The sequence below is a fragment of the Pararobbsia alpina genome (assembly GCF_965118125.1).
Taxonomy (GTDB): Bacteria; Pseudomonadota; Gammaproteobacteria; order Burkholderiales; family Burkholderiaceae; genus Pararobbsia; species Pararobbsia alpina_A.
Map to the genome: position 1 here is coordinate 349,567 of NZ_OZ221288.1, position 26,380 is coordinate 375,946.

At 61.6% G+C, this 26,380-nt stretch carries 23 protein-coding genes; 14 read left to right on the forward strand and 9 right to left on the reverse strand.

The window, feature by feature from the left end; all coding sequences use genetic code 11:
* Window positions 1–210: 210 nt before the first annotated feature.
* The 3 genes from ACMFWR_RS20020 (at window position 211) to ACMFWR_RS20030 (ending at window position 3,254) form a co-directional block, all read left to right on the forward strand.
* A complete protein-coding gene (locus ACMFWR_RS20020) occupies window positions 211–1,251 on the forward strand; it encodes a GSU2403 family nucleotidyltransferase fold protein (RefSeq protein ID WP_413196435.1) in 1,041 nt (346 codons plus the stop codon).
* A gap of 181 nt (window positions 1,252–1,432) precedes the next feature.
* Window positions 1,433–2,017, forward strand: a complete 585-nt coding sequence (locus ACMFWR_RS20025; protein ID WP_413196436.1) for a DUF308 domain-containing protein — start codon at window positions 1,433–1,435, stop codon at window positions 2,015–2,017.
* A 445-nt stretch (window positions 2,018–2,462) separates the two neighbouring features.
* On the forward strand, window positions 2,463–3,254 hold the full coding sequence (locus ACMFWR_RS20030; RefSeq protein ID WP_413196437.1) for an MHYT domain-containing protein: 792 nt from the start codon (window positions 2,463–2,465) through the stop codon (window positions 3,252–3,254).
* A gap of 131 nt (window positions 3,255–3,385) precedes the next feature.
* Here ACMFWR_RS20030 and ACMFWR_RS20035 read toward each other — a convergent pair whose 3' ends face one another.
* The 3 genes from ACMFWR_RS20035 to ACMFWR_RS20045 are packed head-to-tail and all read right to left on the reverse strand — an operon-like array spanning window position 3,386 to window position 9,385.
* Window positions 3,386–5,638, reverse strand: coding sequence for a DEAD/DEAH box helicase (locus ACMFWR_RS20035; protein WP_413196438.1), 2,253 nt, complete (start codon window positions 5,636–5,638; stop codon window positions 3,386–3,388).
* Complete coding sequence (locus ACMFWR_RS20040; protein WP_413196439.1) at window positions 5,613–6,908, reverse strand: ATP-binding protein; 1,296 nt, start codon at window positions 6,906–6,908, stop codon at window positions 5,613–5,615. The genes ACMFWR_RS20035 and ACMFWR_RS20040 overlap by 26 nt, the downstream gene beginning before the upstream one ends.
* Window positions 6,905–9,385, reverse strand: coding sequence for a TerB N-terminal domain-containing protein (locus ACMFWR_RS20045; protein WP_413196440.1), 2,481 nt, complete (start codon window positions 9,383–9,385; stop codon window positions 6,905–6,907). Before ACMFWR_RS20045 ends, ACMFWR_RS20040 begins: the two co-directional genes overlap by 4 nt.
* 222 nt (window positions 9,386–9,607) lie before the next feature.
* Here ACMFWR_RS20045 and ACMFWR_RS20050 point away from each other — a divergent pair, with 222 nt between their 5' ends.
* Window positions 9,608–10,285: a DsbA family oxidoreductase gene (locus ACMFWR_RS20050; RefSeq protein WP_413196441.1), complete on the forward strand. Its 678-nt coding sequence runs from the start codon at window positions 9,608–9,610 to the stop codon at window positions 10,283–10,285.
* Between the two features lie 18 nt (window positions 10,286–10,303).
* Here ACMFWR_RS20050 and ACMFWR_RS20055 read toward each other — a convergent pair whose 3' ends face one another.
* Entirely contained in the window at window positions 10,304–11,734 is a 1,431-nt protein-coding gene (locus ACMFWR_RS20055; RefSeq protein WP_413196442.1) for an aldehyde dehydrogenase family protein, read from the reverse strand.
* Between the two features lie 179 nt (window positions 11,735–11,913).
* On the opposite strand from ACMFWR_RS20055, the gene ACMFWR_RS20060 reads away from it, so the two are divergent.
* Complete coding sequence (locus ACMFWR_RS20060) at window positions 11,914–12,804, forward strand: LysR family transcriptional regulator (protein WP_413196443.1); 891 nt, start codon at window positions 11,914–11,916, stop codon at window positions 12,802–12,804.
* Between the two features lie 101 nt (window positions 12,805–12,905).
* Here the strand turns inward: ACMFWR_RS20060 and ACMFWR_RS20065 are convergent, their stop codons facing one another.
* Window positions 12,906–13,979, reverse strand: a complete 1,074-nt coding sequence (locus ACMFWR_RS20065) for a helix-turn-helix domain-containing protein (RefSeq protein WP_413196444.1) — start codon at window positions 13,977–13,979, stop codon at window positions 12,906–12,908.
* Window positions 13,980–14,368: 389 nt separating this feature from the next.
* Here ACMFWR_RS20065 and ACMFWR_RS20070 point away from each other — a divergent pair, with 389 nt between their 5' ends.
* From ACMFWR_RS20070 to ACMFWR_RS20100, 7 genes are all read left to right on the forward strand, one after another.
* The gene (locus ACMFWR_RS20070; protein WP_413196445.1) at window positions 14,369–14,755 is read left to right on the forward strand and encodes a hypothetical protein; all 387 of its coding nucleotides are present in this window, start codon (window positions 14,369–14,371) and stop codon (window positions 14,753–14,755) included.
* A 431-nt stretch (window positions 14,756–15,186) separates the two neighbouring features.
* Window positions 15,187–15,951, forward strand: coding sequence for a DUF4410 domain-containing protein (locus ACMFWR_RS20075; RefSeq protein WP_413196446.1), 765 nt, complete (start codon window positions 15,187–15,189; stop codon window positions 15,949–15,951).
* A 150-nt stretch (window positions 15,952–16,101) separates the two neighbouring features.
* On the forward strand, window positions 16,102–16,857 hold the full coding sequence (locus ACMFWR_RS20080; RefSeq protein WP_413196447.1) for a GIN domain-containing protein: 756 nt from the start codon (window positions 16,102–16,104) through the stop codon (window positions 16,855–16,857).
* A 336-nt stretch (window positions 16,858–17,193) separates the two neighbouring features.
* Window positions 17,194–17,715, forward strand: coding sequence for an RrF2 family transcriptional regulator (locus ACMFWR_RS20085; RefSeq protein WP_413196448.1), 522 nt, complete (start codon window positions 17,194–17,196; stop codon window positions 17,713–17,715).
* Window positions 17,716–17,967: 252 nt separating this feature from the next.
* Window positions 17,968–18,393: an SRPBCC family protein gene (locus ACMFWR_RS20090; RefSeq protein WP_413196449.1), complete on the forward strand. Its 426-nt coding sequence runs from the start codon at window positions 17,968–17,970 to the stop codon at window positions 18,391–18,393.
* 401 nt (window positions 18,394–18,794) lie between these two features.
* Window positions 18,795–20,819: a methyl-accepting chemotaxis protein gene (locus ACMFWR_RS20095; protein ID WP_413196450.1), complete on the forward strand. Its 2,025-nt coding sequence runs from the start codon at window positions 18,795–18,797 to the stop codon at window positions 20,817–20,819.
* A 653-nt stretch (window positions 20,820–21,472) separates the two neighbouring features.
* Window positions 21,473–21,784, forward strand: coding sequence for an H-NS family nucleoid-associated regulatory protein (locus ACMFWR_RS20100; RefSeq protein WP_413196451.1), 312 nt, complete (start codon window positions 21,473–21,475; stop codon window positions 21,782–21,784).
* A gap of 79 nt (window positions 21,785–21,863) precedes the next feature.
* On the opposite strand, the gene ACMFWR_RS20105 is transcribed toward ACMFWR_RS20100, so the two are convergent.
* Window positions 21,864–22,055 (reverse strand): hypothetical protein, encoded by a 192-nt coding sequence (locus ACMFWR_RS20105; RefSeq protein ID WP_413196452.1) that lies wholly within the window; start codon window positions 22,053–22,055, stop codon window positions 21,864–21,866.
* A gap of 183 nt (window positions 22,056–22,238) precedes the next feature.
* Between ACMFWR_RS20105 and ACMFWR_RS20110 the strand changes: the two genes are divergently transcribed.
* Window positions 22,239–23,591 (forward strand): LLM class flavin-dependent oxidoreductase, encoded by a 1,353-nt coding sequence (locus tag ACMFWR_RS20110; protein WP_413196453.1) that lies wholly within the window; start codon window positions 22,239–22,241, stop codon window positions 23,589–23,591.
* 70 nt (window positions 23,592–23,661) lie between these two features.
* On the opposite strand, the gene ACMFWR_RS20115 is transcribed toward ACMFWR_RS20110, so the two are convergent.
* Window positions 23,662–24,282 (reverse strand): flavin reductase family protein, encoded by a 621-nt coding sequence (locus tag ACMFWR_RS20115; protein WP_413196454.1) that lies wholly within the window; start codon window positions 24,280–24,282, stop codon window positions 23,662–23,664.
* A 187-nt stretch (window positions 24,283–24,469) separates the two neighbouring features.
* Window positions 24,470–24,703: a DUF4148 domain-containing protein gene (locus tag ACMFWR_RS20120; protein ID WP_413196455.1), complete on the reverse strand. Its 234-nt coding sequence runs from the start codon at window positions 24,701–24,703 to the stop codon at window positions 24,470–24,472.
* Window positions 24,704–25,150: 447 nt separating this feature from the next.
* Here ACMFWR_RS20120 and ACMFWR_RS20125 point away from each other — a divergent pair, with 447 nt between their 5' ends.
* Window positions 25,151–25,540 (forward strand): DUF427 domain-containing protein, encoded by a 390-nt coding sequence (locus ACMFWR_RS20125; RefSeq protein WP_413196456.1) that lies wholly within the window; start codon window positions 25,151–25,153, stop codon window positions 25,538–25,540.
* 130 nt (window positions 25,541–25,670) lie between these two features.
* Here the strand turns inward: ACMFWR_RS20125 and ACMFWR_RS20130 are convergent, their stop codons facing one another.
* Window positions 25,671–26,141 (reverse strand): hypothetical protein, encoded by a 471-nt coding sequence (locus ACMFWR_RS20130; RefSeq protein WP_413196457.1) that lies wholly within the window; start codon window positions 26,139–26,141, stop codon window positions 25,671–25,673.
* Window positions 26,142–26,380 lie beyond the last annotated feature (239 nt).

Below are 26,380 nucleotides of genomic sequence, written 5' to 3' on the forward strand. Positions count from 1 at the left end.
CGGAATTTTGTGGTCATATTTACCCGTCTGAAATGAGTTACCCACTAAGATGAGATTCTAGTGGGTAACTTTGCTCGCAGGCACACCCCGCATGGCTTAGCGGGGTACGCGATCGCGCCGGAACCGCTCGTTTTGTCAAAAGCGCGACCCACTTTGCCCGAGTTACCCACTAAAATGCGATTCTAGTGGGTAACTCGACAAGGCGAAGCCATGGCGTCATTCCATCCGATCGTGCTGCAAACGCTTTATGCCTCGTTGATCGAAGCCGCTCAGAGCCAGGGCGCCATTGCACTGCAAACACCGGGTACGGTGGTGCGCAAAATGGTCAAAGGGCAGGAGTATGTGTACTGGCGCTCGTACGTGTCGGGCGGCCGCCGTAGCGACGAATATGTCGGTGCTTCGAGTGACCCGCTCACGGCTCAAGCCTTGGAAGAGCGTGTGCTCAAAGGGGCTGAAGTCAAACAGATCGCCGACTCGGTGAAGACGCTGAGGCTCGCGGGCTTTGCCGTTGCCGATAACTCGTCGGCATTGACGATTGCCTCGATGTATAACGCCGGAATTTTCCGTCAGGGCGGTGTACTGGTCGGCTCCCATGCATTTGGCGCGCTATTGAACGGCCTCGGCGCCAAGCTCGCAGTCAACTACCATACGGACGACATCGATATCGGCGCACCGGACCCGATTGCGCTGGCGATTCCCGACGAGCGAAGCTTTCTCGAAGTGCTTCAGGACACAGGCATTCCTTTTCTGGAGGTACCCGCCCTGGATCACCGCCGGCCTCCGACGTCGTATAAGCAGCGAGGCGCGCTCCTGCAGGTCGATTTATTGGTCGCGGGGACTGAGGCCTATGAGACAAAGCCTTTGCCTGGCCTGAAGGCGCACGCAACCGGTCTGCCGTTCTTCGAATATCTGATCGATCACGTCGGCCCTGGATTCGTTTTGGGCCGGGACCATGTCATTCCGGTTCAGGTACCCAATCCCGCAAGATTCGCACTTCACAAACTGATCGTGAGCACGCTTCGTCCGGCGGCATTCGGCGTGAAAATCCAGAAAGACCAACAGCAGGCGCTTGTCATGCTGGACGCCGTGCTCGCACAGAACCCGGTCTGGGTATCCGATGCCATTGAAGCGCTGCCTGAAACAGCGCACAGACGCGTTGCGGAAGCGGCGCGTCAGGTGTTGGGGGCGGCAAAGCAAGCCAGCGATATCACGCGCGATACGCTCGACGAATTGTCATTGCTTGCGTCTTGAAGCTTCTCCAAGGATCGGTCATTTGACCGATTTCCCTACTTCGTACCCGATGCGATCCTTGTCCTCGATTTAGCCCTTCTGGTGCGATAGCGCGCAAGCGATGCTGTGATTGCGCGATGGCGCCAAGGGATTCACACGTTCCCTGGGTCGGAACGGCGTTTATCACGGACAAGGAGTTGCAATGATTGATCATCGCGCAGAGAGCGGTCTTGCTGGGCAGGAGCGCTGGCTCAAACAGTATTACTTTATGCGGGCTGCATTTTCGATCGTGTGGGTTGCGCTCGCGTTTGCAATCGGCAGGCAGTCGGTCGCGATTGCGGCTTTCCTTCTTGTGGTATATCCCGCATGGGACGCGTTGGCGAATTATATTGACGCGTCGCGTAGCGGCGGGATGGTGGCCAATCGGACTCAAGCCATCAATGCCGCAATCAGTGTCCTGACGACGCTGGCTGCCATCGTGGCATTGCGTATGGGCATGGGCTCGGTACTGGTGGTATTTGGCGCCTGGGCGATTCTTTCAGGGCTGCTTCAACTCGGAACCGCAGTGCGCCGGTGGAAGGATCTTGGCGCCCAGTGGGCAATGATTTTGAGCGGCGCTCAATCAGCATTGGCCGGGGCATTTTTCATCGTCCAGGCTCAGGCGCCGATGCCCCCCGCCATTGTCAAGATCGCAGGCTATGCGTCGGTAGGCGCACTGTATTTCCTGGTTTCGGCGGTGTGGCTCACCGTGGCCCAAATGCGGCGCAAGACGGTTCAGGTGTCTTGAGACGCCCCATTCCCTGACGCTAAAAGTTTCTTTTGCCAGTGTCCGGTGTCTGTTATGGCACCGGACACTGGCATTTTGGCATTTGATATTCAACCTTTCGTTCGGCAATATCGGAAATTCCTACGCGAATTATCGATCGCTTGTTCGTATTCTAATTTAAGGGAAATCAGGGGAAACGCTTAATCGCTGATTTAATTAAGTGAATCCATCGTCCAGGAACGATCAAAGCTAGGGATATTCTGTATTCAGGCCAAACCGGGCACGATATGTCGATGCGACAACGCATCGTGCAAACACAAAAAAACTCATTCGAAGTAAATCGTTTTCGCCCTTGTCGATGATTCGCTTCTGTGTATACTCGTTTCGCGACGGGAAGGGCGACATCTCCGGCAGGAATCGCGCCTCGTGATTTTGATCATTAAGAATTCACGCGAGTAAAACGATAATGACTGGCACCTACGATTTCGGGCTCGTTTCGCTTTCATTTCTTCTGGCTGTTTTCGCATCATTTACCGCGTTGAATGTGTCGGATCGCCTCGACGTGATCGGCAATCGTCCGCTCGGGCCATGGATCGTGTTCGGCGGCTGCATCATGGGACTCGGCATCTGGTCGATGCATTTTGTCGCGATGCTGGCTTTTCATTTGCCGATTGCCGTTGGCTACAACATTCCGGCGACTATCGGATCTTTGCTCGTTGCGATGATCGCGTCGGCCATTGGCTTTATGCCGCTGTGCACCTACGAACTGCGTTGGTCGCGCCTGATCGGCGGAGCGGTTGCGATGGGGCTCGGCGTGGCGGGCATGCACTACCTCGGCATGCAGGCCATGGACGTGTGTCCCCCGATTCAATATTCAGTGTGGCTGGTCGGACTGTCGATCGTGATCGCGGTGCTCGCGAGCGCGGGTGCGCTGGTGCTGGCATTTGGCCTGCGCGGGCAGAGTTCGCACCGACGCATGCGTCAGGCGAGTTCCGCAGTCGTGATGGGTATCGCCGTCTGCGGCATGCACTACTGCGGCATGGCGGCCGCGCACTTCGACCGGGGCAGCTATTCGATCGCAACGCTGAGCACGTTGCCGATTCCGTGGCTTGCCGGCATCGTCGTCACATTCAGCCTCGTGATCTTCGCGGCATCGATCGCGATCACCGTACTCGATGCCAGTTCCGACGCACGCGCCCGTGAGATCGCCGACGCGATTCTCCGGGAGCGACTCGGCAAGCACGCATCGGCGCGGTAGCCTCCTGGGGCGGCAGGCTGGACCTGTCTCCGAACGCCAGATATCGGTATTACCGATATTCCTGCTTTATCGCTATTACCGATATTTGGGCGTTTCGCACAGACGCGCCCGCCAGCGTCCGTCGCATGTCCCTAAGGCATGGCCCGCAACGTCGCCGGCTCGCACGCGCCCAACGTCCGCGCGACGTTGACTGCTTCCGGAAAATCGAGGCTTACCGACGCATACGAAGACCGCTTGATATCGTCGGGCAAGGCCCAGTCCCACTTTTCACGATCCGCACTGTCGATACTTGCGAAAGCTTTGGCGGCGCTCGCTTCTCCCTCGGCCGCGATTTTTCGCAATGCCTCAATGACGGTCGGCGGCCTGACGCCTGACACGTCGACCGTAATGCCGCGGTTGCTTGCATTCAGGCCTTGCGCGCGCAAGAGCAGCGCGAGTGCATCGTTGATCCAGTCGCCGCGCCAGGTCGCAAGCACCACGTGGTGCCGGTCGCGGAAGAGCGCGTTGCGTTCGAGTTCATGCTTGCGGAAATACGCACGTGCTTCGTCGAGCAGGCGGCGCGCGGCTTCGTCCAGAAAGGCGACCGGTGCGGTATCGGACAGTACGCGCTTCATTTCTCGACGCACTTCGTCGTGAATCGTCGCGCTCATGCCGTCGAATACGGGCGGCACGCCGCCCGCGTCGGCGCTCACGTGAATCACACGCTGCCGGAAATCGACTTCGCGCGCGATCCAGCGGCGCCCGCCGAACACGATTTGCTGACCCACGCCGATACCGCGTACGACGGGCAGGGTGCCGAGCGTCCGCGTGCCGTCGACGATCCGGAAGGTGTCGGGACTGCTGAACGCCGCATAGAACTCGAAGTGATTGACGAGCTTTTCAGCGCGGGCCCCATGCAGCAGCAGCCCGGTCTTGTCCTGCACAAGCAGGTCGGCCGCGCCGAGACTTCGCAGTATCGCGGTAAAGGCTTCTTTGTCGATGACGTCGAACGGACCGCTTTCCACGAGAATCTGCCAGAGCTCCGCCGCACGACACCCGCCGCGTTCCGCAATCAAGGACAGGATCTGCTGCACGAGCGTTGACGCGTGCATACCGCGCGGGCTCGGCGGTTCAACCCAGCGGCGCAGCATCAGATGGATCATGGCGATCGTCTGGAGCAGGCTCTCGCGCACGCTGTCGGAGAGGTCCGCCCCCGACGTTGCCGAACGCTCAACGCAATACGCGCGAACGATGGCAGGCTCGCCATGACGGCGCCCCGAGCGGCCCATGCGCTGGCGCAGGCTGGCCACCGAGGGTGGCGGCCCGATCTGCGCCACGCTGCGTACGGCGCCGATATCGATGCCGAGTTCGAGTGTGTTGGTGCAGACCGCCGTGGCCGGCTTGCCGCCCGATCGAAGCGCTTGCTCGGTTTCGTCGCGCAGTTCCTTCGACAAGCTGCCGTGATGGGGGAAAAACTCGTTGGGCTGTCCGTCGCGTTCGCACGCGCGACGCAACAGGTCGGCATAGATCTCGACCTGCCGGCGGCTATTGGGAAACACCAGGTTGTTTGACCCGCGCAGTACGCCGTACAAATGGTTTGTGATCTCGAGCGTTTCCCCGGGCACGGTGTCTTCGAGATGAGGCTGCGCAATATCGGATTCGCGCTCGACGCGCGGCGGCTGCTCGATAAACCCCTTGACGACGATCTGCACCGATTGACCCGACGATGCGGACTCGACGATGTCGACGGGTGTGTCGGCGCGAGGGCGCAGAAACTGCGCGGCCAGACCCATATCGCCGAGCGTGGCGGACAAGCCGACCCGCGCGACGCGATGACCCGCTGCGAGTTCGACGCGATGCATCAGCGATTGAAGCTGCATGCCGCGCTCCGAACCGATAAACGCGTGCAGCTCGTCGACGACGATATAGCGCAGTGATGCGAAGATCGACGGCAATGTGGAACCGCGATTGACACACATGGCCTCGAGCGACTCGGGTGTGATGATCAACACACCCGCAGGCCGCGCATAAAACCGCTGCTTGCGGTGCGCGCCGACATCGCCATGCCAGCCGATGACGGGTACATCGAGCGTCTCGCACAGACTCGCCAGGCGGTCCCACTGGTCGTTGATCAGCGCCTTGAGCGGACTCACATAGAGCACCGTGGCCGTGCACGGACCCTCGGCGATCAGGTTCGTGAGGATCGGCAGAAACGCGGCCTCGGTCTTGCCCGCCGCGGTCGCGGCCGCGAGGATCACGTCACGGTCGGCATCGATCAGCGCCGGAATGGCGCGCGACTGTACGTCGCGAAGCTCGGTCCAGCCGGCTTGCCAGATCCAGCGCCGGATGCGCTCGTCGAGCCGATCGAATGCCGCCGTGTCAGAGCCTGAAGCTGGCGAGCTCATCGTCACCGTCGGAGGCGATATCGAGCATGCCGCCCGTGTCACGCGGCACATCGAGTGCGCCGATCAGATCGCGCCATTGCGCCGAAGGGTTCTGTTCAAGCACAGCCAGCAGATTGATAAATGCCGTGATGGTCGTGCGCGGCGTGCGGAAGTATTCGTCGCCCAGACGCTCGGCGCAATGCTGCATAAAGGCCGGAATGGCTTCGTCCGGAATCGGATAACGCGCCGGATCGCCATTGGCGTAGACGTCCCGGATCTTCTCGAGGAGCACGTAGAACTCTTCCTGGCGCAGACTCGACAGCCGGATGACGGGGCCGCTGTAGTCGACCAGTCCGTCGGTCGCAAAGGTGTTTTCAGCGAGGCGCGATTGCAGAGCGGAGTAGCTATAGAGCCCGCGCTTTGTATCGAGCAGGAATTCGGGCGTGCCGCCCAGCACAAAGCCAAGACCTTCTGCAGAGCCCTGTAACGCGTCGTTCAGGATGCGCAGGATCTGTTCGTAGTTCGCGTTACGCGCCTGCACGTTCGACAGCTTGTACAGGTTCACGAGTTCGTCGAGGCACACCATCAGACCCGCGTATCCCGCGAGCCGTACGAAGCGCCCGAGCAGCTTGAGCTGGTCGTAGACGCTGGCATCGTCGATGATCGTGCGCACGCCCAGCGCATTGCGCGCATCGGTGCGCGTCGTGAACTCCCCGCGCAACCAGCGGATGGCATCGCCTTTGAGTTTTTCGTTGCCTTCGTCGAAACCGCGGCAATACGCGGCGATCACATCAGCGAAGTCATAGCCGCTGACGAGTTCGGTCAGCTGGTTGAGTTGTGCGCGAATCACGTCCTCGCTCGAGCGCCCGGACGCCTTCGCCTCGGTCTTGGCCTGGCCGATAAACTTCTCGACAACCCCCGCGAGTGCACCGCCTTCGGGCTTGGTGCGCGTCGCCATGTTCTTGGCGAGTTCGGCGTACAGCGAACGCGCCTGTCCACCCGATGCGTGAAGCCGGCGGTCGGGGTTCAGGTCGGCGTGCATCGTCACAAGCTTTTTTTCGAGCGCGATCGAGCGCACGAGGTTCAGAAAGAACGTCTTGCCGGCGCCGTACTCGCCGACGATGATCCTGAAACTCGAGCCGCCGTCGGCGACCCGTTCGATATCTTCAAGCAACGCTTCGAGTTCGCGCGCGCGGCCGACCTGGATCAGGTGCTGGCCCACGCGCGGCACCACACCGGCGCGTAGCGATTGGAGGACCGCATCACGGTCCTTCGGACGAATAGTGGTCATGCTGCCAGCCTCTGTGCGAGCTCCTGATTGATTTCGACGGGATCGTCCCCGTCGGTCAACGGCTCGTCCCAATGGTCGAGCGAGGCTTCGTTGACCTGTTCCATGGCGCCATCCAGCATCAGTTCCAGATCGGCGGCCGCGTCCAGCAGTTCCTGTCGTGTCCAGCGCGGGCGCGACACGAGCAATCGAAGGAATGTCGAATGCGCGTCGTCGAGCCCGAGCAAAGTCGGCTCGTCGTCCGATCCGGGCACCATAACGCTTGATGCTGCGGCGCTCGAATGCAAACCTTCATTGTGTACCGGAGCGCCCTCATCGCGCTTGCCGGCTGCATCGGCTGCAATGACTGAATCGGCGGCATCGCTCGGACCGACCGTTTCGACGGCATCGACCGCTTGCGGCGCGGACGGTGTCGATGAATTGTCGACGGACGTCGCTGCATCTTCATCGCCGTCGCGTTCATCTTCCGCGTCCTGCGCGAACACCTGGGCGAGCAACGCGGACACCTGAGCCGTTTCGTCCTGCAGTGCGGAAATGCGTGCGGGATCGAGATCAAGCGGCGCACGCGCGCGGGCGGGTGACCGCGATGACCCCGATGACGCCGCGCCGCGTAGCGCTGGCGAATCACCGGCACGGGCAGTATCTCGTGCTGCCGGACCCGGCGCTGTTTTGCGCGCCCCGCGGGCAGGCGTCGACGCGTCATGATGCAGATCGCTATAGAGCTGCTGCGTGTCGAGCTCGAGCATCCGGTAGATCTTCTCGAGCAGTCGCACCTCTTCCGGCGTGACGACGCCGTCGGCATTCGCCGTCTGCACAAGAAACGATGCGAGTACATGACGTTCGTCCGTCGACAGCGGATCGAGACGCTTCTTGAGCGACGCCAGGCTTTGCGGCGCCGTCAGTTGCACCGCCACGCGCGCCTTGAGCCGTTCCTGCTGCGCCTCGCTCAAGCGCATTGCATGCTCGATATGGTGATGCATCAGCGTGAGCTCGGGGTGGGTGGCTTCCCCGTCCGCCATCGCAAGCGTTGCTGCGACATCGATCATCAACGCTGCCGTCAGATAGGCGCAATCTTCATCCACGATGCGCATCGCGGGGTCGATGGCGAACAGCGCAACACAGTCGTCGGGGCGGGGCGTGCGCGCGCCGGTGCGGATGTCCGGTTCGACGCCGACGCCTGCCTGCCCGAGCACGGACACAAACGAGACGATCTTCTCGCGACCGAGCCCGGCGGGCGCCTTGAAGGACGCCAGCAGATCGCTGAATCGCATGACCTCGATGTGTTCGCGCGTCAGGGTCACGGTCGCGTCAAGCTGGCGACGCAACGCTTCAGGCCAGAGATCGGGCGTGAGCATTAAAGCCGCGTCGAGCGTGCCTTCCGCGCCCGGCGTGCGCACGATATAACGGCCATACGGGCCGAGCGCCTCGACGCACTCGTTGACGAGTTGCTGAAGCCTGCCGCGCGGCGCGGTGACGGCCGAGAGGTCGGGGATCACGCCGACCGACTCGGGCACGTCGAGCTCCCGGAGCGCCGGAAAGGCGGTATCGGGAAACTTCAGGCGCGTGCGGTTCGGTGCGACGCGCATGCCATCGCGCAGGCGCGCGCGGTAAAGCTTGAGAAACAGCAGCCGGAAGGGCTCGGGTATGCGTGCGAGCGGCGGCTTGCGGGTGATCGCGGAATCGAGGCTCGCCCAGGCAAAGGCCCATTCGGCGGGGACCGGAGCATTGTCGACGGCCGCCTGCCCAAAGGCCACACGTACCGTGAACGGCACCTGATAGCCACGCGTGGCCCGCACCCGCGGCGTTTCCTGATACAGGCGCGTTGGTGCCACGCGGAGCACGGTGACCGATTCGATCAGGTTCTCGACGTGCGTCTGGAACGACCAGTCGCTACTCAGCTTGAGCATGCGCCTCAGTTCAAGCGCGATCGCCTCATAGTCGTCATCGGTGAGTTCGCCGTGCGACCCATCGAGCAAGACCCGGCGCTCAAGCCCATACAGATAGAGATTGAGGTAACCGACGTGAACACCTTGTGCGGTGCGATCGGATGCGAGCCATTCGATGAACGCGCGGCGCTGCGCCGACGTGAGCGCTGCGTAACTGATCCAGGCCGCGGTGGGGCCTTGGACCGTGGTGGCCAGCAGTGAAGGGGGCGCCGAACGTGCACCGCTATCCGCGCTATCGATGCCGTCAGCGTCGTCGCCGTACGAAAACTCCGTGGATCGGTTTTCGGCGTATGAGCGCGACGTTGAGACGTCCTCCGCAGTGATCGGATCGATCTCATGAGCTGTTCCGACCACACACGAGTCGAGCGGGTTCAACGGCACATCGACGCTCTCGTCGAGATAGAACAGGCCACCCTCGATCGTTGCATCGCCAACGATGACGCGCTGACCGGGCGCGACCCAGCGCACGCCTTCGGCACGAGCGTACGTGCCGGGGGGCGTTGTTGCGTTCGGCATCTGGGCAGTCAAAGACATGCCGTCGGCCGGTCGGGCGAAGTCGGAACACATTCCAGCGATTATAGGGCCGAAGCATGAAGATGCTGCGCTGCCGTATCAACAAGTCCGCGCAACAAGCTCGCGCAACAAGCCGTGGCGCCAGCATTGCCGAATGCGCAATGCTACTTTGCGTGACAAGCCTATTACGCTGATGACAGGGCTGACTTAAGCTGGTCGGGTCGCGATCGAGCGGGAGCCGAAATGAATGCCGTCGAAATACAGGTCACGTCGGACTTCATCTGTCCGTGGTGCTGGATCGGCCATCACGCTCTGTCGCAGGCTGTGGCCGGTGTGCTCGAGCGCACGGCCGGTCATGCGCGGGTGAGCCTGGTATATCGACCTTTCGAGCTGAATCCCGATATGCCGGAAGAGGGCATCAACAGGCAGGTCTACCGGACCGCTAAATTCGGCAGTTGGGAACGGTCTCAGGTGCGCGACGCTGAAGTCGCCGAAGCCGGTGCGCGCGCGGGTCTTGCGTTTCATTTCGAGCGAATTGAAATCACGCCGAATACGCGTCTTGCGCATCGACTCATTGAATACGCGCGCACGGCGGGCACAGATGCACATCAATTCGATCGGCTCTACGCATCGATCTTCGAAGCCTATTTTTCTCACGGACAGCATATCGGCCTGCCCGACGTGTTGATCGATCTGGCTGCGCAGGCCGGCTTCGACGCGCAGGCTGCGCGCGTCTGGCTGGCCAGCAACGGCGGTGATGCGGAGGTGAGTGCCGACGAGACTCACGCCGAACTCGAGGGCATCCGTGCCGTGCCGACAACGCGCATCGGCAGCACGTATATCCAGGGTGCGCAGCCCGTCGCCGTGTTTGCCAATGCGCTCGACAACGAGCTCACGCGAGCCGTTGCGCACAAGTGCTGAGCGGCCGGGCTGTCGAACTTACGCCGCGCGTTGCATGCCGAGGATGGCCTTCGGTTCGAGGCAGGCCTCGAGTCCGAACTCGCCGTATTCACGCCCGATGCCCGATTGTTTGAATCCGCCGAATGGTGCAAGCGGCTCGTGCGGCGCGCCGTTGATGGCGACCCGGCCCGCGTCGAGTCGTCGTGCGACGGCCTGCGCGCGTTCCGGGTCTGACGACACCACATATGCGTGCAGCCCGTAGCTCGTATCGTTCGCGATCGCAATCGCGTCTTCCTCGTGGCGATAACGCATGACGCAAATGACCGGACCGAAGATTTCTTCTCGCGCAATCGTCATGTCGTTCGTGACGTTGACGAAGACCGTCGGCTTGACGAAGTATCCGCGTTCCAGGTGATCCGGGCGCTCGGCGCCGCCGGTCAGCAAGGTTGCACCTTCTTCGACGCCGGTGCGGATATAGCGCTGTACGCGCTCATGCTGGGTGCGACTCACGAGCGGTCCGATTTGCGTGGCCGGGTCTCGCGGGTCGCCGACGGCGATCTGTTCGACGCCGGCGCGAATGGCTTCACAAAACGCCTCAAAGCGGTTTTCCGGCACGAGCACGCGCGTGCCGTTGATGCACGCCTGTCCGTTGTTGCCGAACCCGGCGTTCAGAATCAGCGGAACAGCCTGGGCAAGATCGGCATCATCGAGGACGATCGTGGGCGACTTGCCGCCCAGTTCGAGCGTGACTCGCTTCATCGTGTCGGCCGCGGAACGCAGGATCGATTTGCCTACGCGCGTCGACCCGGTGAACGACACCTTCGCAATGTCCGGATGATGTGTGATCTCCGTGCCGACGACATCGCCGCGTCCGTTGACGATATTGAAGACGCCAGGGGGCAAGCCTGCCTCGTGAAGCGCTTCCATCACAATCTGTGTCTGCCACGCGCTCATTTCGCTGGGCTTGAGCACGCTCGTGCATCCTGCGGCGATTGCAATCGACAATTTTCCGCAGATAAATCCTGCATTGGCATTCCACGGCGTGATCTGTCCGACGACGCCGATCGGCTGCATGACTACCCGCGCACTCGCGATATCGCGCTCGAACGCATAGTTTTCGAGCGTCGTGATGGCATGAAGAAACGTCTCCGCGGCGTATTTCGCGCCCCATACAGCGCGCGATACCGGTGCGCCGTATTCCTCGATGGTGGCTTGCGTGAGGTCGTCGACGCGTTCGCTCATCGCTGCGTGCAGGCGGCGAAGCATGCCGATGCGTTCATTGCGCGACGTCTGCGAAAATGCGGGAAACGCGCGGCGTGCGGCCGCGACAGCGCGCCGTGCATCCTCTTCGTCGCCCAGGCGCACATGGCCTGTGACGGTTCCGGTCGTGGGATCAAACAGGTCGAACTGCTCCGTGCCGTGCGGGGTCACAAACTGTCCGTCGATATAAATCTGGTTGAAGTTGCGCATGGTGCGGGCTCCTGAAACAAGTCGAGTTGCGGATCGCGAAGGGGCAAAAGTGGCAAAAGTGGCAAAGGCGGTAATTGCGATCGCGTTGAAATGATTCTAGGCAGGACGCATTGAATTGATAAGTGATATAAACCGTGATGAGCTAACCCGATTATCGCGATAATGCTTGTCGCTCTGCCATGCACAAAACCGGATTGACCGAACTCGAAGCCGTTGTCGCCGTCGCGCAGCGAGGCAGCTTTCGCGCGGCGGCGATCGAGCTGGAGATGTCGCCGACCGCGCTCGGCAACGCGATTGCCGGACTCGAAGCAAGACTCGGCGTGCGACTGTTCAACCGCACGACGCGCAGCGTGTCGCTGTCGGCGGCCGGCGAGGCTTTTGTCTCGCAGGTGTCGCCCGCGCTGGCCGACATCCGGCATGCGATGGAATCGGTCAATGCCCATCGCGATACACCGCGCGGTTCGCTGCGCATTAACTCGTCGGCCGGTGGAGCGCGTCCGTTGATGCCGATCATCATCGAATTTCTGCGCCGCTATCCCGAGATGGAAGTCGATATCGTGACGGAGGCCCGCCTCGTCGATATCGTCGTCGATGGCTTTGACGCTGGCGTGCGCACGCTCGACAAGGTGCCGCGCGACATGATCGCCGTGCCATTCGGTCCGAAGCTGCGCTCGGTTGTCGTCGCTACGCCCGATTACTTTGCTCACCACGAACGCCCGCGCACGCCCGACGATCTCGCAACGCATCGCTGCATCCGGACGCGCTGGCCCAGCGGCGGGAAATCGCCCTGGGAGTTCGTGCATCGGGGGAAACCGTTGAATGTCGATGTGCCAGGCGCCCTGACGCTCGACGAGCCGACCCTGATCTATGCCGCGGCGATCGGCGGAGAAGGGCTCGCGTATTTACCGGAATGGTTTGTCAGCGACGACCTCGCACACGGCCGGCTCGTGCAAGTTCTTGAAGACTGGACGCCGACCTATCCCGCCTTGCGTCTTTACTATCCGAGCCGGCGCCACGCGCCCGCCGGGCTACGCATGCTCGTCGAACTCATCCGGGAGATGGGCGAGTGAAATTCCGCTTTGCATCCCGATTCGGATATTGATATTCTCCGCATTCTTCCGATGAATGGTCGGAAGAATAGCCAGATGAATACGCAGGTGAATGACTGGATTCAAATATTCCGGGCAGTCCAGATGGATTCGAAGCGGAATTCCTGAGGCGGCATGCCGTAGACGCGACGAAATGCGCGCGTGAAATCGGACGGGCTGTTAAATCCGAGCCCATAGGCGATTTCCGTAATCGCCATTTTGGGGAATCGAACGAGCTCGAGTGCCGCTTCACGCAGGCGCGAATGGCGGATATAGGCCTGAAGGCCGCCATCCGGTTCGAACATGCGATAGAGCGTGGGTCGTGAGATATTGAAGCAGCGCAGCACGTGATCGGGCGACAGCGTCTCCGAATGGAGATTCGCGTCGATATGCCGCTTGATCGTGTCGACCATCACCGACCGGGCGATGGCGCGAGCGCCGTGTTCGAGCCGAGTTTGTTTGGCGAAGGCGGCCATCACGAGTTCGGCGCACTGGCGAATCAGGTGATCGGCTTCGACGTCGTTCATGGTCGGTAGCGCGTCCATCAAAGCACTGACCTGATCGCGGACAAGGCGAGCCAGCGGCGATGCGTACGCGAGCACGGTGCCGTGAATGGACTCCGCATCGCGAATGCGGGCTTCGACGAGACTGCGCGGAATAAAGAACGCGAGCACGCGCGAGCGAGCAGGGCGCTCCATGCGCATGGCCTGGCCGAGATCCAGTGCAAGGATGCCGGGCACGAATTGCAGCGACTTGCGCGGCTTGACGGTGCCCGTCACGGTTTCGATGAGGCCGTCGACGGCGATATGGAACACGAAGTCGCGCACCGCGTCGCGCGAGATTTTTTCGGGCGAGCGGACCTGAATCAGCGGATCGGTGCGGGTATCGAGGTAAGCGAGTCCGTCGAGCACGTAGGTATCGATCTCGCCGAGAAAGCCGTTGGCGATCTGCGTGCGCGACAGCGGCACATCGACCGAGCGTGCGAGGTAGTCGCGCCAGGCCGGCCCCTGAAGGTTCGGGTGTTCGTGTGACACGGAGAAATGCCGGCGCAGGACCCGCGACTCCGGTCTTGACTCGTCCGGTGTCGAAGGGCGGGCATAGCGTTGGTGCTGTCCGGCGATCTGTGCGTTGACCGCGTCGGTGTAGACGCGGCTCATGGACAGCGTGCCAGCAGACCGACGTTCGGTGATGGGGCGTTCGACTCGTGCATTCGGTGTGGTGCGGTAATCGGCGGTGCGGGGCGCTTCCGTCTGCGATCCGGCAGGGCGCATTCGGCCGCCGTCGGTCGAAATGCGCCGCTACTGATGATATCGACGCAGAAAGGGCGTGACTTTAGGCGGTTTCGGGCCCCCAAGCGCTGGCAGCCGTGCTCATCGGGCCTGCGCGGCGGGGCAATACCGGCTTACCGCTCGTTTCGGCAGCAGCCTGACCGGCCGCCGAACCGGGAAAATTTGTAAAACCGATACAGACAGTCAAGGCAGACGTAAGGAGCCCCGTACGATCGGGTTCCAAGCGATCACTCGCCGCAACATTGAGGTGTTCTGAAGTGGGCAATACATATTCTTCCGGGCCGGACAACGCCGCGAACCGCGGTGTGACGCGTGTGCGACGGGGCGCGCGCAACCAGGTCGTCGCGATGTCGGCGCAGATGCAGGTCGAATTGCGTCGTTGCCAGCGTGACTACGCCATGGAACTGGCTCGCTCCGCCGCGCATATCAGCAGCGCGATGAGCGAGGAGAGCGCAGGTGCCGAACTCGCACAGACCGTCGAGCGCTTTACCGCTTCGCACGGCGAAAGCGACTTGCTGTCGTTTCTGACCGTTCTGGCGGATCGCGTCGAAGCGCGCGGCCATGAAATCGGCCTCTCGTTGATCCAGCAGCGCATGTCGGAAGAGACGGCTGCCCGCATGCTCGCAACCCGGCGCCGCGCCTGACGGAAGCGGTGCAAAGTCCTGGCGCGACGAAGCCAGGCGAGTCGATTCCCGTCGCATGGGCGGGTCGTTTCCGGTGACACAATCCAGGTCCCGGCACCGCAATTCCAGCAACACAATCCAATCCGTATGAGCGTCGCCGAGCGCGCCCACAAGGCCCGCAAAGGCGCATCACGCCTGGCTTTGCGCCGAGGCACGAGGGCTTCACCCAGCCCTGCGTCGAGCCCCGCCGCATGACATTTCCCGACATACTTCCTTCGTAGCTTTCGGGCGTCCCGTCTCCCATACTCGCTTCTGTTGCCGGTGCGCACGTCGAAGCGCACGAGACCAGGGTCTGATGCATGAGTCGAGCCCCTGATGATCGAAGGTCCACGGCACGCGATCATCGGTGGTTCGATTCAGCAATGACACAGGGCGTGTCGGAAAGGATCAGCATGTTGACGTCGTGGAATATCCCGGGTGCCAAAGTGGTTCGTCGTATCGGTGCAGCGCTCGTGCTCAGCTGCGCACTGTTCTCCGGTTGTGCGAGCGGCGGTGTGACCTCGATGTCGGAACATGCCGTTCAGCTCGGTGCGCAACCGCAGATGATCTACGTGAGCGCATTCGATATCGATGCGAACGACGTCAAGGTCGATCAAGGCGGCGCGATCAAGAAGATCAAGGCCAGCATGGAGGGCACCACGCAAGCTCAGGCGCAGTCGGACACGGCGGCGCAGGCGCGCGACGAGGTGGCCGATGAAATCGTCGCGAAGCTCCAGCATATGGGCTTGAAAGCAGTGCGGCTCGATGGACCGATTCCGGCCGGACAGAATGCGCTGGTTGTGACGGGGCGCTTCAATGCCGTGGATGAAGGCAATCGCCGCCGTCGCATGCTGATTGGCCTGGGTGCCGGCAAGAGCGAGGAAACGGCGTCGGTGCAGCTCGTGTACGTGTCGGCGAATGGCACGACGCAGGTCGCTCAGAGCTTCGACGCATCGGCGGACAGCGGCCATGCGCCGGGCTTTGCTGAGACAGCAGGTGTCGGCGCGGCGGCCGGCCATGTAGCCACGGCAGCGGTCGCGGGTACCGGCTTGCACGCCGTGTCGGAAAAGAAGCGCGGCAGCGTGTCGGGCGAATCCCAACATCTGGCCGATGCCATCGCGAAGCAAGTGATTCAAATGGGCACGGCGCAAGGCTGGCGTATCGCCGACGCATCGTGACCGCGCATAGCCCTGCATAACGGTGGCACGCGCACGCAAGCCGTCTAGACTTGAATAACGCATCGAAGCACCGCGAGCCCGGTCGGCGAAGCGGTGCCGCGACAGACAAAGAAGCAGACACAGAAACTTCACGTTACGGACCCTTTTCTCATGACTTTCAAAGAACGTCGCCGCGTCAGAGCGATCACCACGGCCCGCGGTCTCACGGCAATCGCCGCCGGTGCAGGCGCCGCAGTTTTTACCCTGTCCTCGCTGGCACAGACGGTTGTGCAGTCGAGCGGCAACGACCAGAACGTCATCATGATCAACGGCCGCCGCGTGGATCCGATCGTCGCCTCGGGGCCTGAGAAAACCGAAACGCGCACGCTCGACACCTTCCGTTCCATTTCGATCAGCCTTCCCGCCGAAGCGACGTTCACCGTGGCGGACAAGCCCTCGGTGCGCATCACGACGCAAGCCAACGTGCTGCCCGTGGTGGTCACGCGGGTCGAGAACGGCGTGTTGTCGATCGGCATCGATGGGGCCGTGACGCTGCGCCAGCCGATTCGCATCGAAATCGCCGGGCCGTCACCCGAAGCGGTGACACTGACCGGCACGGGGCATTTTGTTGCCACGAACGTCGCCAGCAGTGCGCTTGCGCTCAAGATCACGGGCAACGCGACGATGCAGGTGACCGGCACCGTCGACCACGTCAGCGTGTCGGTCTCGGGCACCGGAATGGTCGACACCAGCGCGATCCACGCGCGTTCGCTCGATGCCGATGTGACGGGCACGGCGTCGATGCATGCGTTCGCGTCGGAGTCGGCAAAAGTCCACGTGTCGGGCATCGGCAAAATCCAGATAGCGGGACAGCCCGCGCAACGGCAGGTCGATCGCACGGGTCTTGCCACGGTGTCGTTCGAGTAGTCCGCGTACGGCCAGACCGCCCGCCGAACCCGGCTGGCGTGGCCGCTTCGGTAGCCGCTTCGGAGCGGTCTTCGTGTCGTGTGTGCACTGGCACTCTTCGCACGAAAAAAATGACCGCCAACTGGACATTGCCCGTGTCGTGACCCGCTTATAACGTTGAGCCCGCGTGAGGCCTCGCCCGCGCTGGTTCAGAGCGGGCGCGGCGGCATGCGAAGGCACGTCGGACGCTCTGGTGGTGCGGCTTCCCGTAAGCCGCCGATTCGTGCCTTTATCCATGCCTCGATTCGTGGCTCCTGCGCGCAACGCCCAGGTCCCGCCGAGTGCATTCACGCCCCGATGCGACTCACCGACTTCACCGACTACGGCCTGCGCGCGCTGATCTACGCTGCGATTCACCCTGAACGGCTTGTCACGATTCACGAAATCTCCGACGCCTTCCATATTCCGCATAGCCACCTGATGAAAGTGGTCCACGCGCTCGGCAAAGCGCAATTTCTGGTGACTGTACGGGGCCGGAAGGGCGGTGTCAGGCTTGCAATGGAATCCACGGAGATTCGCGTCGGCAATGTGGTGCGTGCGCTCGAGCCCGATTTCCGGCTCGCAGAGTGCTTTTCGTCATCGCAGCGAGGTAACCAGTGCGTCATCGCGCCGGTGTGCGATTTGCGCGGCACGATGCAGCGCGCACTCGATGCCTATCTCGCGGTGCTCGACGAGTCGACGCTCGCCGATCTCGTCGTGCGTTCGGATGCGTTGCTCGCGTTGATCCATCCGGGCGCGACCGGCCGCACCATTTCAGTCGTACCGCACGACGCAGGCGAGGGATACGCCGTACTGCACGGTCCTGTGTCGCTGGCATAACCGCGCACGCAAACTGGGCGGGGGCCGGGTCTCGGGCCGCACCCTGGCCGAGCGCCGGGTAGCTAGCCTGCGCGCTCCGCGCCGTGATTTGAATCGACGCGAGTGACCCGTTTTGACTCGAATTGGCTCGAGTGCGACGCGGTACGCAGCATCGCCACGCGCGACCTACACTGACAACACGACGCCTGAGCACGCATCGATGGATCGCGCGGGCTGGGCGTCGTACCCCTTTGTTTCCGGTGTGGGAGTCCTATGCGAGATTTTCATATCACCCGTCAGATCGGAGCGCCCGTCGAAGCTGCGTGGTCCGTCCTTGCCGACATCGACCACTGGCCCGAATGGACGAAGTCCGTCAAACGCGTGGAATCGTTGTCGCAACAACCCTATGGCGTCGGCTCACGCGTGCGCGTGCATCAGCCACGCCTTCGCCCCGCGGTCTGGGAGGTGCGCGACTGGCAGCCGTCGCGGCGCTTTGTCTGGCAGTCGGGCGTGCCTGGCCTCAATATCGTCGCCGATCACGTGCTCGAGCCCAACGAGCATGGCTGCATGGCCGCGTTGCATCTACGGTATGACGGTCCGCTTGGCGCGGTCGTCGGCATCCTCGGTAAACGCATCACGACGCGCTATCTCGCATTCGAAGCCGACGGCCTGAAGGCGCGTGCAGAGGCCGCGCAATAGCCGGCCGCCGGACACCGTTTATTTCCCCTCTGTTCAGCGTCGAATTGCTAAACATATTCAGCGATTCGACGCTGTGTTTCGCAAAATTTTTAATTGCGGCTCAATGACGTCTAATCAATATCTAATCGGAGTCTACTCGCATTCAATCAGATATTCAGATTATCAAGGCGAATCGCCTGAAATGACCATTTGAATATGGTCAGGTATGCCAAACCCTTGATAGACAAGTACTTCAGGGTGACAAAGAAGCGGGCATATTTTCCATCCGCGCAAACCCCGACTTAACCTGCATGCGATATGCGCCGTTAAAACGCGCAACCACCGTTGTGCAATCCCTATTGCAGCGCTGGCGAAATAGATAAACAAGGTCGAAAGATCGATAAACGAGACATACGCCTGCAATGAAGAAGCTTTTCGCCCGTCTGACGCTTCCGACAAAATTCTTGCTGCTAGGCGTGCTTGCACTGGCGCTGATTGCGTGGCCGACCGCTTTGTTCGTGTTCGGTTCGAATGCCACCGTCGCGTCCAAGCACCACGAGCGAGCGGGTCTGCCAACCCTGCACGCGATGATTCAATTGCTTGAGGACGTTCAGCAGCATCGCGCTGCCATGACGCGCAAGCTGATGAGTGGCGACGCCGCTGATGAAAAGTCCCGCGCCGACATCGCCAAGCGCATCGACGCCGATATCGACACGCTCGATGCCACTATCAAGCTGCTCGGCAAACCCGATGTCTCCGCTGAATGGGACAAGCTTGTCGGCGCGTGGCACACGCTGCGCGGTCGCGTGAACGCAGGGTCGATCGATGCATCGCGCAGCTTCGACCTTCACACCGGCATTGTGCACAGCGTGCTTCAGTTCAATAGCGTGCTGCTCGACCAATACGGGCTGTCGCTCGATTCGAATCTCGACAGCTTCGCGCTCGCGCAGGCGACGTTCGTCGACTTGCCGTCCTTGTCGGAGGACTTCAATCGGCTGCGCGCGACGGGCACGATCGTGCTGACGCGCAAGGCGAGCACGCCGGTCGAGAACTTCACGCTGCTCAGCGCATCGGATCGTGCCAATGAGCGACTGATCGCGCTCAAGGGCGATTTCGCAAAGGTCGGCTCCGCGAATGCATCGCTTGCGCAAGGGATCGCCGGTCAGTCCACGGCACTGGTGCAGTCGACTCAGGACATGCTGGCTACGACGAAGGACAAGATCATCAAGGCCACGTCGATCGATGCGGATGCGCATGACTACGCCGCCAGCGTATCGCGCGTGATCAACGCTCAGTACGCGATGATCGATGCGTCGCTCGGCGCGCTCGATGGTCTGCTCGATCATCAGGCCGATACCTTGCGCAAGCAGCAACTGGGACTGTTGGCAGGTCTGCTGGTGTGCCTCGGGATCGCCACGGCCGTTGCCGTGTCGGTGATCCGCTCGATCACGGGCCCGATCGGTGAGGCCGTCGCCGTCGCCGAGCGCGTTGCGTCCGGCGACCTGACGGGAACGATCGACGTGCAGGGCAACAACGAGACTGCGCAATTGCTGCGCGCGCTCAACGCGATGAACGGCGACTTGCGCACGCTGGTCTCGAACGTACGCGGCAGCGCGAACTCGATTGCCGACGCGGCATCCGAAATCGCAGCGGGCAACGCGAATCTGTCTGAACGCACCGAAGAACAGGCCGCATCGCTCGAAGAAACCGCGTCGAGCCTTGAGGAGCTGACGTCGACTGTGCGTCACAACTCGGAAAGCGCCCGCGAGGCGAGCAGCCTCAGCGAGCGTGCATCGGATGTGGCCGCGCGCGGTGGCGCTGCGGTCAACTCGGTTGTTTCGACGATGCGAGAGATCGCAGAGAGCGCGGCGCGCATCGGCGAGATCACGAGCGTCATCGACAGCATTGCGTTCCAGACCAATATCCTCGCGCTGAACGCTGCGGTCGAGGCCGCGCGTGCGAGCGAACATGGCCGCGGCTTTGCCGTGGTGGCCGCAGAGGTTCGCGCGCTCGCTCAGCGCAGCGCCAACGCAGCCAAGGAAATCAAGGCATTGATTCAGGACTCGAGCGCACGCATCGCCGAAGGTGCTCGCCAGGCCGGCGAGGCGGGTACGACCGTGGGTGATGCAGTCACCGAAATCAGCCGGCTCACCGGCATCATGAATGAAATCGCAGCGGCCTCTGCCGAGCAGACGACGGGCATCGAGCAGGTCAATGTCGCCGTGACGCGGATGGATGACGTCACGCAGCAAAACGCGGCGCTCGTCGAGCAGGCGTCGGCAGCTACGACGTCGATGGCTGATCAGGCGCGCAAGCTGCGCGAAGGGGTGTCGGTGTTTCGCGTCGAAGCGGATGATCAGGCGCAGGCCGGCCGTGTTTCGCGTGGTCGGGGCGCGCGTGACCAGCATGGGTTGGGCGGTATGAGTGATGACGTTGCGCTCGCTTGAATGAGATCAACGGCACCTGTTCGGCATTGCCTGAGCAGCGTCCAAGAGGGAATTCAAGCGGCGTCTAAGCGGGCTCCAAGCTTGAGTTCGAGCGGACTTTGCCTGGCGCCCCGGTATACCAAGGCTGGCTAGGGATTTCCCTAGTCCTGCCAAGGGCCGGCCGTTTGGTAATCTGCGGCAATACTTGCTGCGTGTAATGAACTGTGTGTCGTTTTGACACGCATCAATACGTGGCGCATGCGAATCGGCATGCTGTGACAGCAAGTCTGGAATATGTCCGGGGGCGCGAGCGTTCTTGGCATACCAACAAAAATTAACTTCCCTGGTGCCGCGCGCAAACCGCGTGGCCCGTCGTGCGGCGAGCCGAACGCGGCTCTCGCGCAACCCTGCGTTTCGCCTGGGCATACCCATGCCGGCGGTGCAGCGGCCTGATTGATGTGCAGCAAGCAGTAAGGCAACGGCCTCTCACGTCATCGCCAGCCTATCCGGCTCGAGTTGCGATATGCGTGGGGCGAACGGTCTTCGCCGACAAGCACCCCATAACAGCATCGACAAGAACAGGGTTAGCGCGACTGGCGCGCGGCGGCTGTGCGGACAAGCGTCCGTCACAGTCCTGGCGGCGTGCGTCGATGGCCCATCATTCTGTGCGGACTATGAATTCGATCAAGGACCTCATCGCCGAGCGCCAGCGTCTCGACGATCTGCTGGACGAAGCGCGGCGCGGCGAAAAGGATCGTGCGCTCAAGGACATTGCTGAACTGGCCGCAGCGCATGGCATCACGATTGTCGAGATTGCGAGCGCATTGGGGCACGGCCCGAAAAAGACCGGCCGCACCGATCTGCCTGCCGCTTATTACGATCCGATCACCGGACGCAGCTGGACCGGCCGTGGACGCACGCCGTGGTGGCTCGAAGGCAAGGCGCTCGACGATTACCGGATCCACGTGCCGGGGCAGCCGGCTTAAGGGACCAGGGCTTAAGCGAGTAGGACTTTAGCGACCACGGCTTAAGCGACCACGGCTTAAGCGACCACGGCTTAAGCGACTATTCGTCGCGAACCCATCCCATATGCTCGAGCACGGTCGAGCAGTCATCAATGTCGTGTTTCGCTGCGGGCAGACCGCCAACGTTCGAGCTCGAACACTGCGCGGTGTGTCCGGTTTGCGGGTCGCGGTAGACCACGGGTGAGGCGCAGCCGGCCAGCATCAGCACGGCAATCAAAATCAGTCGGGGCATGTTGGTCTTGCATATTGCATTCGCGCGAGATGCGCTTCGGGGCATGATTATCGGCGCGAGTCTCGGAGTCTGCAGCGCACGTGACATCCATTGGTCGAAGTTGCTGAACGATTAGCCCTCGCGTGAGCCGAGTTTTTCGAATCGGCGTATGTTCGCGTGATCGACCGGCAACGAGGCCCGACCATGCCCTCATCACGACGTCAGCTGCACCTCGGCGCATTCATGCGTCCCGTTACGATCCACACGGGCGCCTGGCGCTATCCGGGCGCATGGCCCGACGCGAATTTCAACATTGCGCATATCAAGCGTCTGGCTCAGACGCTCGAGCGCGGCCGTTTTGACGCCTTTTTCATGGCCGATCATCTGGCCGTGCTCAACATGCCACTCGATGCGCTACAGCACAGCCATACCGTCACCTCGTTCGAGCCGATGACCTTGCTGCCCGCGCTGGCGATGGTCACCGAGCATCTGGGGCTGGTGGCGACCGCATCGACGACATTCGATGCGCCGTATCACGTCGCACGACGCTTCGCGTCGCTCGACCATATCAGCGGCGGTAGAGCCGGATGGAATCTCGTGACGACCGCGAACCCGGATGCGGCGCTCAACTTTGGGCTCGACGAACACGTCGACCATGCCGAGCGCTACCGGCGCGCGCGCGAGTTTTTCGATGTCGTGACCGGGCTGTGGGACAGCTGGGGTGACGATGCGTTTGTGCGAGATACGCAATCGGGCACGTTTTTCGATCCGGAAAAATTGCATGTGCTCAATCACAAGGGCACGCACTACTCGGTGCGGGGGCCGCTGAATATTGCGCGACCCGTGCAGGGATGGCCGGTCATCGTGCAGGCGGGGTCGTCGGAGGCGGGTCGGCAGATCGCGGCTGAAACAGCCGAAGCGGTTTTTACGGCGCCTCCGAACCTCCAAGAGGGCAAGCGGTTTTACGCTGACGTCAAAGGCCGTATGGCTGCCGTCGGCCGTGATCCTGAACATATGAAGATCTTGCCTGCGTGCTTCGTCGTCGTCGGCGACACGCTTGAAGAAGCTCGCGAGACGCGCGCGCGGCTCGACACATTCGTTTATGCGGAGAGCGGCATCGCGTCGCTGTCGATCGCGCTGGGGTCGGATGCTTCGAAGTTCGATCTCGATGCCCCGTTGCCTCCGGTCCCCGAAAGCAACGCCAGCAAGAGCAGCCGCGATCGCGTGATCGAATGGGCTCGCCGCGACAATCTGACCGTGCGTCAGCTGGCCCAGCGCATCGGCGGTTATTCGGGACTCGAGATGGTCGGCACGCCGGCGATGATCGCCGACGAGATGGAGCAATGGCTCGCTGAATCCGGCTCGGATGGATTCAACATCATGTTTTCGCACCTGCCTCAAGGGCTCGACGACTTTGTCGACAAGGTCGTGCCGGAACTCCAGCGGCGAGGCGTGTTTCGCCGTGAATACGAAGGCAGAACGCTGCGCGAGAACCTGGGCTTGCCTCGACCGGAAAACCGGTTCTTTGCGAAGCAGGCTGTGGCCGAGCGCGAATGAGTCGTGCGGCTAAGGATCGTGCGGCTAAGGATCGAGCGCGGCGTAACGCGTTCGATCCGGATTCGATTCGCTAGGCTGTCGGCCGAATCATTTCAAAGCGCTCGCCGATTTGCGCGTAATCGGCGCGATAGCCTGCGCGCATCACGGGCTGGGCCGCTTGCGTATCGAACAAGCCATCCTTCAGAAACTCCGTGCGGATATGCACGCCGACGACTTGTCCGAGCGCGAGCCAGTTGTCCATCGGCGCGCCGTCGAGCGATTTGAGGCGAATGATTTCGATGAGCTTGCATTCGAGCGACGCCGGCGATTCGGCAACGTGCGGGACATCGACGGCGCTGCCGGGTGCAGGCGTGAGGCCTGCAAGCTCGAACTCGTTGACGCCGTGCGCAACGGGCGCCGACGTCTTGTTCATCCGTTCCGCGAGCGTGCGCGACGTCATGTTCCAGACGAATTCACGCGTCTCTTCGATATTGCGAATCGAGTCTTTGTAGCCTTCGCTCGAAAAACCGATGATCGAAGGGAAGGTCGCGAACGCGCCAAAGAAACTGTACGGAGCGAGATTGACCTGTCCTTGTGCATCTCGGCTTGAAATCCATCCGATCACACGCGGTGCGACGATGGCTTTGAACGGATCGTGTCTGAGTCGATGCCCTTCTTCGGGGCGATAAAAATGAGTGGTCGTGTCAGTCATGGCTTTAGAAGGCTGTGGCGGGAGCCAGTCTAAAGCAAGCGAAGCGATGATGCTTTGGGTGCAGGTGTCGTCGCCTCGGCGGGCGGCCGCGTTCTTCAAAACGCTGAACCCCACCGCGTCACACTTGCGGTGGGGTGCGGGGTTCAACGTCGCAGCGCTGATCGCTGCACCGTCGATTCCGGAGGTCTTATTGACCGTTCGAAGCGGACAATGCGTGCTTCGCGGCGACGCGGGCTTCAGCAGCCTGCAGGCGGTCCGGATACGTCGGACCTTCGCTCGTCGGACGCCAGCCGGCTTGCTCGATTTCAACGAGTTGTGCGCGCACCTGGGCGCGTGTCAGGCCGCCTTGGGTCTGTGCAAACGAAACGGCCGGAATAGCGAGCGTGGCAGCCAGTGCGAGGGTAGCAAGCGTCAGTTTCATGACGTCACTCCTAAGGGGTTGTCAGAACAAGTGCGTGTTCAATCTCTGCATGGACTCCATACTAGGGATTACCCTTGGCCAGAAACAGACGAAATTCTGCCAAACAGTATTTACTGCAATGCAATAAAAAATAGAACGATCGAGCGGAAAGCGAGGCGTGGATTGGGTTTGCGCGTTGTGGCGGTGCAGCTGTATAGACAAGTCGAGCGCGTTTTCGCGCAAGTGGCCAGGCTTCGGCAAAACAACGTCGGGCGCTCAGCGGCGTGCTCACGCGAACACGTCTGCCATGCATTGCGCCAAAGCGTGGGCAGCAGGAAGCTCAAAGAAAGGGCATTGTTAAGGGGCGGCGAAATGTCTTCTCTCGCTACGCGCCTTTGTCGGCGACGTAGGTGTGCCTAAGATGGACCTTACGCAACTGCGACTCCCATCCCCTCAAGGAAACGCAATATGGAAACGAAAGCCCCCGCACGCACGGTCAAGATTCCTGGCCCCGATCATCCGATCACGATCGAGCCGAACGGATCGCATATCGTCGTGAAGCTGGCCGGTAAAGTCATCGCCGACACGCGCAAGGCTTTGACGCTGCGCGAAGCGAACTACCCGCCGGTGCAATACATCCCGCGCAATGATGTCGATATGACGTTGCTCGAACGCACCGATCACCAGACGTATTGCCCGTACAAAGGCGAATGCAGCTACTACAGCATTCCTGCAGGCGGCGATCGCTCGGTCAATGCGGTGTGGACGTACGAAGCGCCGTACTCGGCTGTCGCGGATATTCGCAACTACGTCGCGTTTTATCCGGATCGTGTGGATTCGATTGAAGTGACTGCGTGACGCGTGTGACGAGTGCCGCGTATGAGGATTAACGCTTGCCACAAGTAAGGCTTGTGGCAAGTAACCCTTGTGGCAAGTAACCCTTGTGACGAGTACGACCGGTCGAGCATGCTCGACCGGTCATCCAACCCTAACAGTGGCAGGGGCGCTGGCCTTTTTTGCCTGCAGGCGCCGTATTCGTCTTCGCCGCGGGCGACACCGCGAGCACAGGCAGTGCCGTCTTCGCCACAGCTGCGACAGTGCGCACGGGTAGGGCCGTTCTCACCACACACGCTACGGCGCGTACAGGCATCGCTGTCTTTGCCGTGCTGACAGGCGAACGTGCCGACGCTGTTGTCTTTGCCGCAAAATCGACCACAACCGCCGACGAAGCGCGTTGCGGCTCAGGACTTGTTGCGTTCGTCGAGGCGCGCGACGACACACGCGACACTGCGCGTACGCGATCGGCGATCAGATTGAAGATATAGCGCGTGCCCCTGAACGCAAGCACCAGCGCGATTTGCGTGATGCTGAAGTCGAGCGCGGTCATCAGGCGCACGAGCATCAGGATCGGCAAAACGATCGCGGGTTGGTAAAGGCTGCGTTCGATCAGGGATTTCATGATGGCTCCATGCTGTAGTTCGAATGCTACGGATCGGAGCCGCATGGATAAAGACCCGGAAGTCGAATAGATATGTTCCGGATGAACAATAATGGTCAAACCCCGCGCGTTGTGTGGCTTTGCCACGCATGCGCAGCGAACCGATAACGTCAGACGTCATTGATTTCGGGCCGGCGTAAAGCGATAACCTCAAACAGCATCGTCGACTGCTCGACACGCTCATCCAACTCGGCGATCGA

Excerpts from the sequence above, each read along its gene's own strand:
- ACMFWR_RS20020 (WP_413196435.1), top strand. The coding sequence starts at position 211 with ATGGCGTCATTCCATCCGATCGTGCTGCAAACGCTTTATGCCTCGTTG.
- ACMFWR_RS20025 (WP_413196436.1), top strand. The coding sequence starts at position 1,433 with ATGATTGATCATCGCGCAGAGAGCGGTCTTGCTGGGCAGGAGCGCTGG.
- ACMFWR_RS20030 (WP_413196437.1), top strand. The coding sequence starts at position 2,463 with ATGACTGGCACCTACGATTTCGGGCTCGTTTCGCTTTCATTTCTTCTG.
- ACMFWR_RS20035 (WP_413196438.1), bottom strand. The coding sequence starts at position 5,638 with ATGAGCTCGCCAGCTTCAGGCTCTGACACGGCGGCATTCGATCGGCTC.
- ACMFWR_RS20040 (WP_413196439.1), bottom strand. The coding sequence starts at position 6,908 with ATGACCACTATTCGTCCGAAGGACCGTGATGCGGTCCTCCAATCGCTA.
- ACMFWR_RS20045 (WP_413196440.1), bottom strand. The coding sequence starts at position 9,385 with ATGTCTTTGACTGCCCAGATGCCGAACGCAACAACGCCCCCCGGCACG.
- ACMFWR_RS20050 (WP_413196441.1), top strand. The coding sequence starts at position 9,608 with ATGAATGCCGTCGAAATACAGGTCACGTCGGACTTCATCTGTCCGTGG.
- ACMFWR_RS20055 (WP_413196442.1), bottom strand. The coding sequence starts at position 11,734 with ATGCGCAACTTCAACCAGATTTATATCGACGGACAGTTTGTGACCCCG.
- ACMFWR_RS20060 (WP_413196443.1), top strand. The coding sequence starts at position 11,914 with ATGCACAAAACCGGATTGACCGAACTCGAAGCCGTTGTCGCCGTCGCG.
- ACMFWR_RS20065 (WP_413196444.1), bottom strand. The coding sequence starts at position 13,979 with ATGAGCCGCGTCTACACCGACGCGGTCAACGCACAGATCGCCGGACAG.
- ACMFWR_RS20075 (WP_413196446.1), top strand. The coding sequence starts at position 15,187 with ATGTTGACGTCGTGGAATATCCCGGGTGCCAAAGTGGTTCGTCGTATC.
- ACMFWR_RS20080 (WP_413196447.1), top strand. The coding sequence starts at position 16,102 with ATGACTTTCAAAGAACGTCGCCGCGTCAGAGCGATCACCACGGCCCGC.
- ACMFWR_RS20085 (WP_413196448.1), top strand. The coding sequence starts at position 17,194 with ATGCGACTCACCGACTTCACCGACTACGGCCTGCGCGCGCTGATCTAC.
- ACMFWR_RS20090 (WP_413196449.1), top strand. The coding sequence starts at position 17,968 with ATGCGAGATTTTCATATCACCCGTCAGATCGGAGCGCCCGTCGAAGCT.
- ACMFWR_RS20095 (WP_413196450.1), top strand. The coding sequence starts at position 18,795 with ATGAAGAAGCTTTTCGCCCGTCTGACGCTTCCGACAAAATTCTTGCTG.
- ACMFWR_RS20100 (WP_413196451.1), top strand. The coding sequence starts at position 21,473 with ATGAATTCGATCAAGGACCTCATCGCCGAGCGCCAGCGTCTCGACGAT.
- ACMFWR_RS20105 (WP_413196452.1), bottom strand. The coding sequence starts at position 22,055 with ATGCCCCGACTGATTTTGATTGCCGTGCTGATGCTGGCCGGCTGCGCC.
- ACMFWR_RS20110 (WP_413196453.1), top strand. The coding sequence starts at position 22,239 with ATGCCCTCATCACGACGTCAGCTGCACCTCGGCGCATTCATGCGTCCC.
- ACMFWR_RS20115 (WP_413196454.1), bottom strand. The coding sequence starts at position 24,282 with ATGACTGACACGACCACTCATTTTTATCGCCCCGAAGAAGGGCATCGA.
- ACMFWR_RS20120 (WP_413196455.1), bottom strand. The coding sequence starts at position 24,703 with ATGAAACTGACGCTTGCTACCCTCGCACTGGCTGCCACGCTCGCTATT.
- ACMFWR_RS20125 (WP_413196456.1), top strand. The coding sequence starts at position 25,151 with ATGGAAACGAAAGCCCCCGCACGCACGGTCAAGATTCCTGGCCCCGAT.
- ACMFWR_RS20130 (WP_413196457.1), bottom strand. The coding sequence starts at position 26,141 with ATGAAATCCCTGATCGAACGCAGCCTTTACCAACCCGCGATCGTTTTG.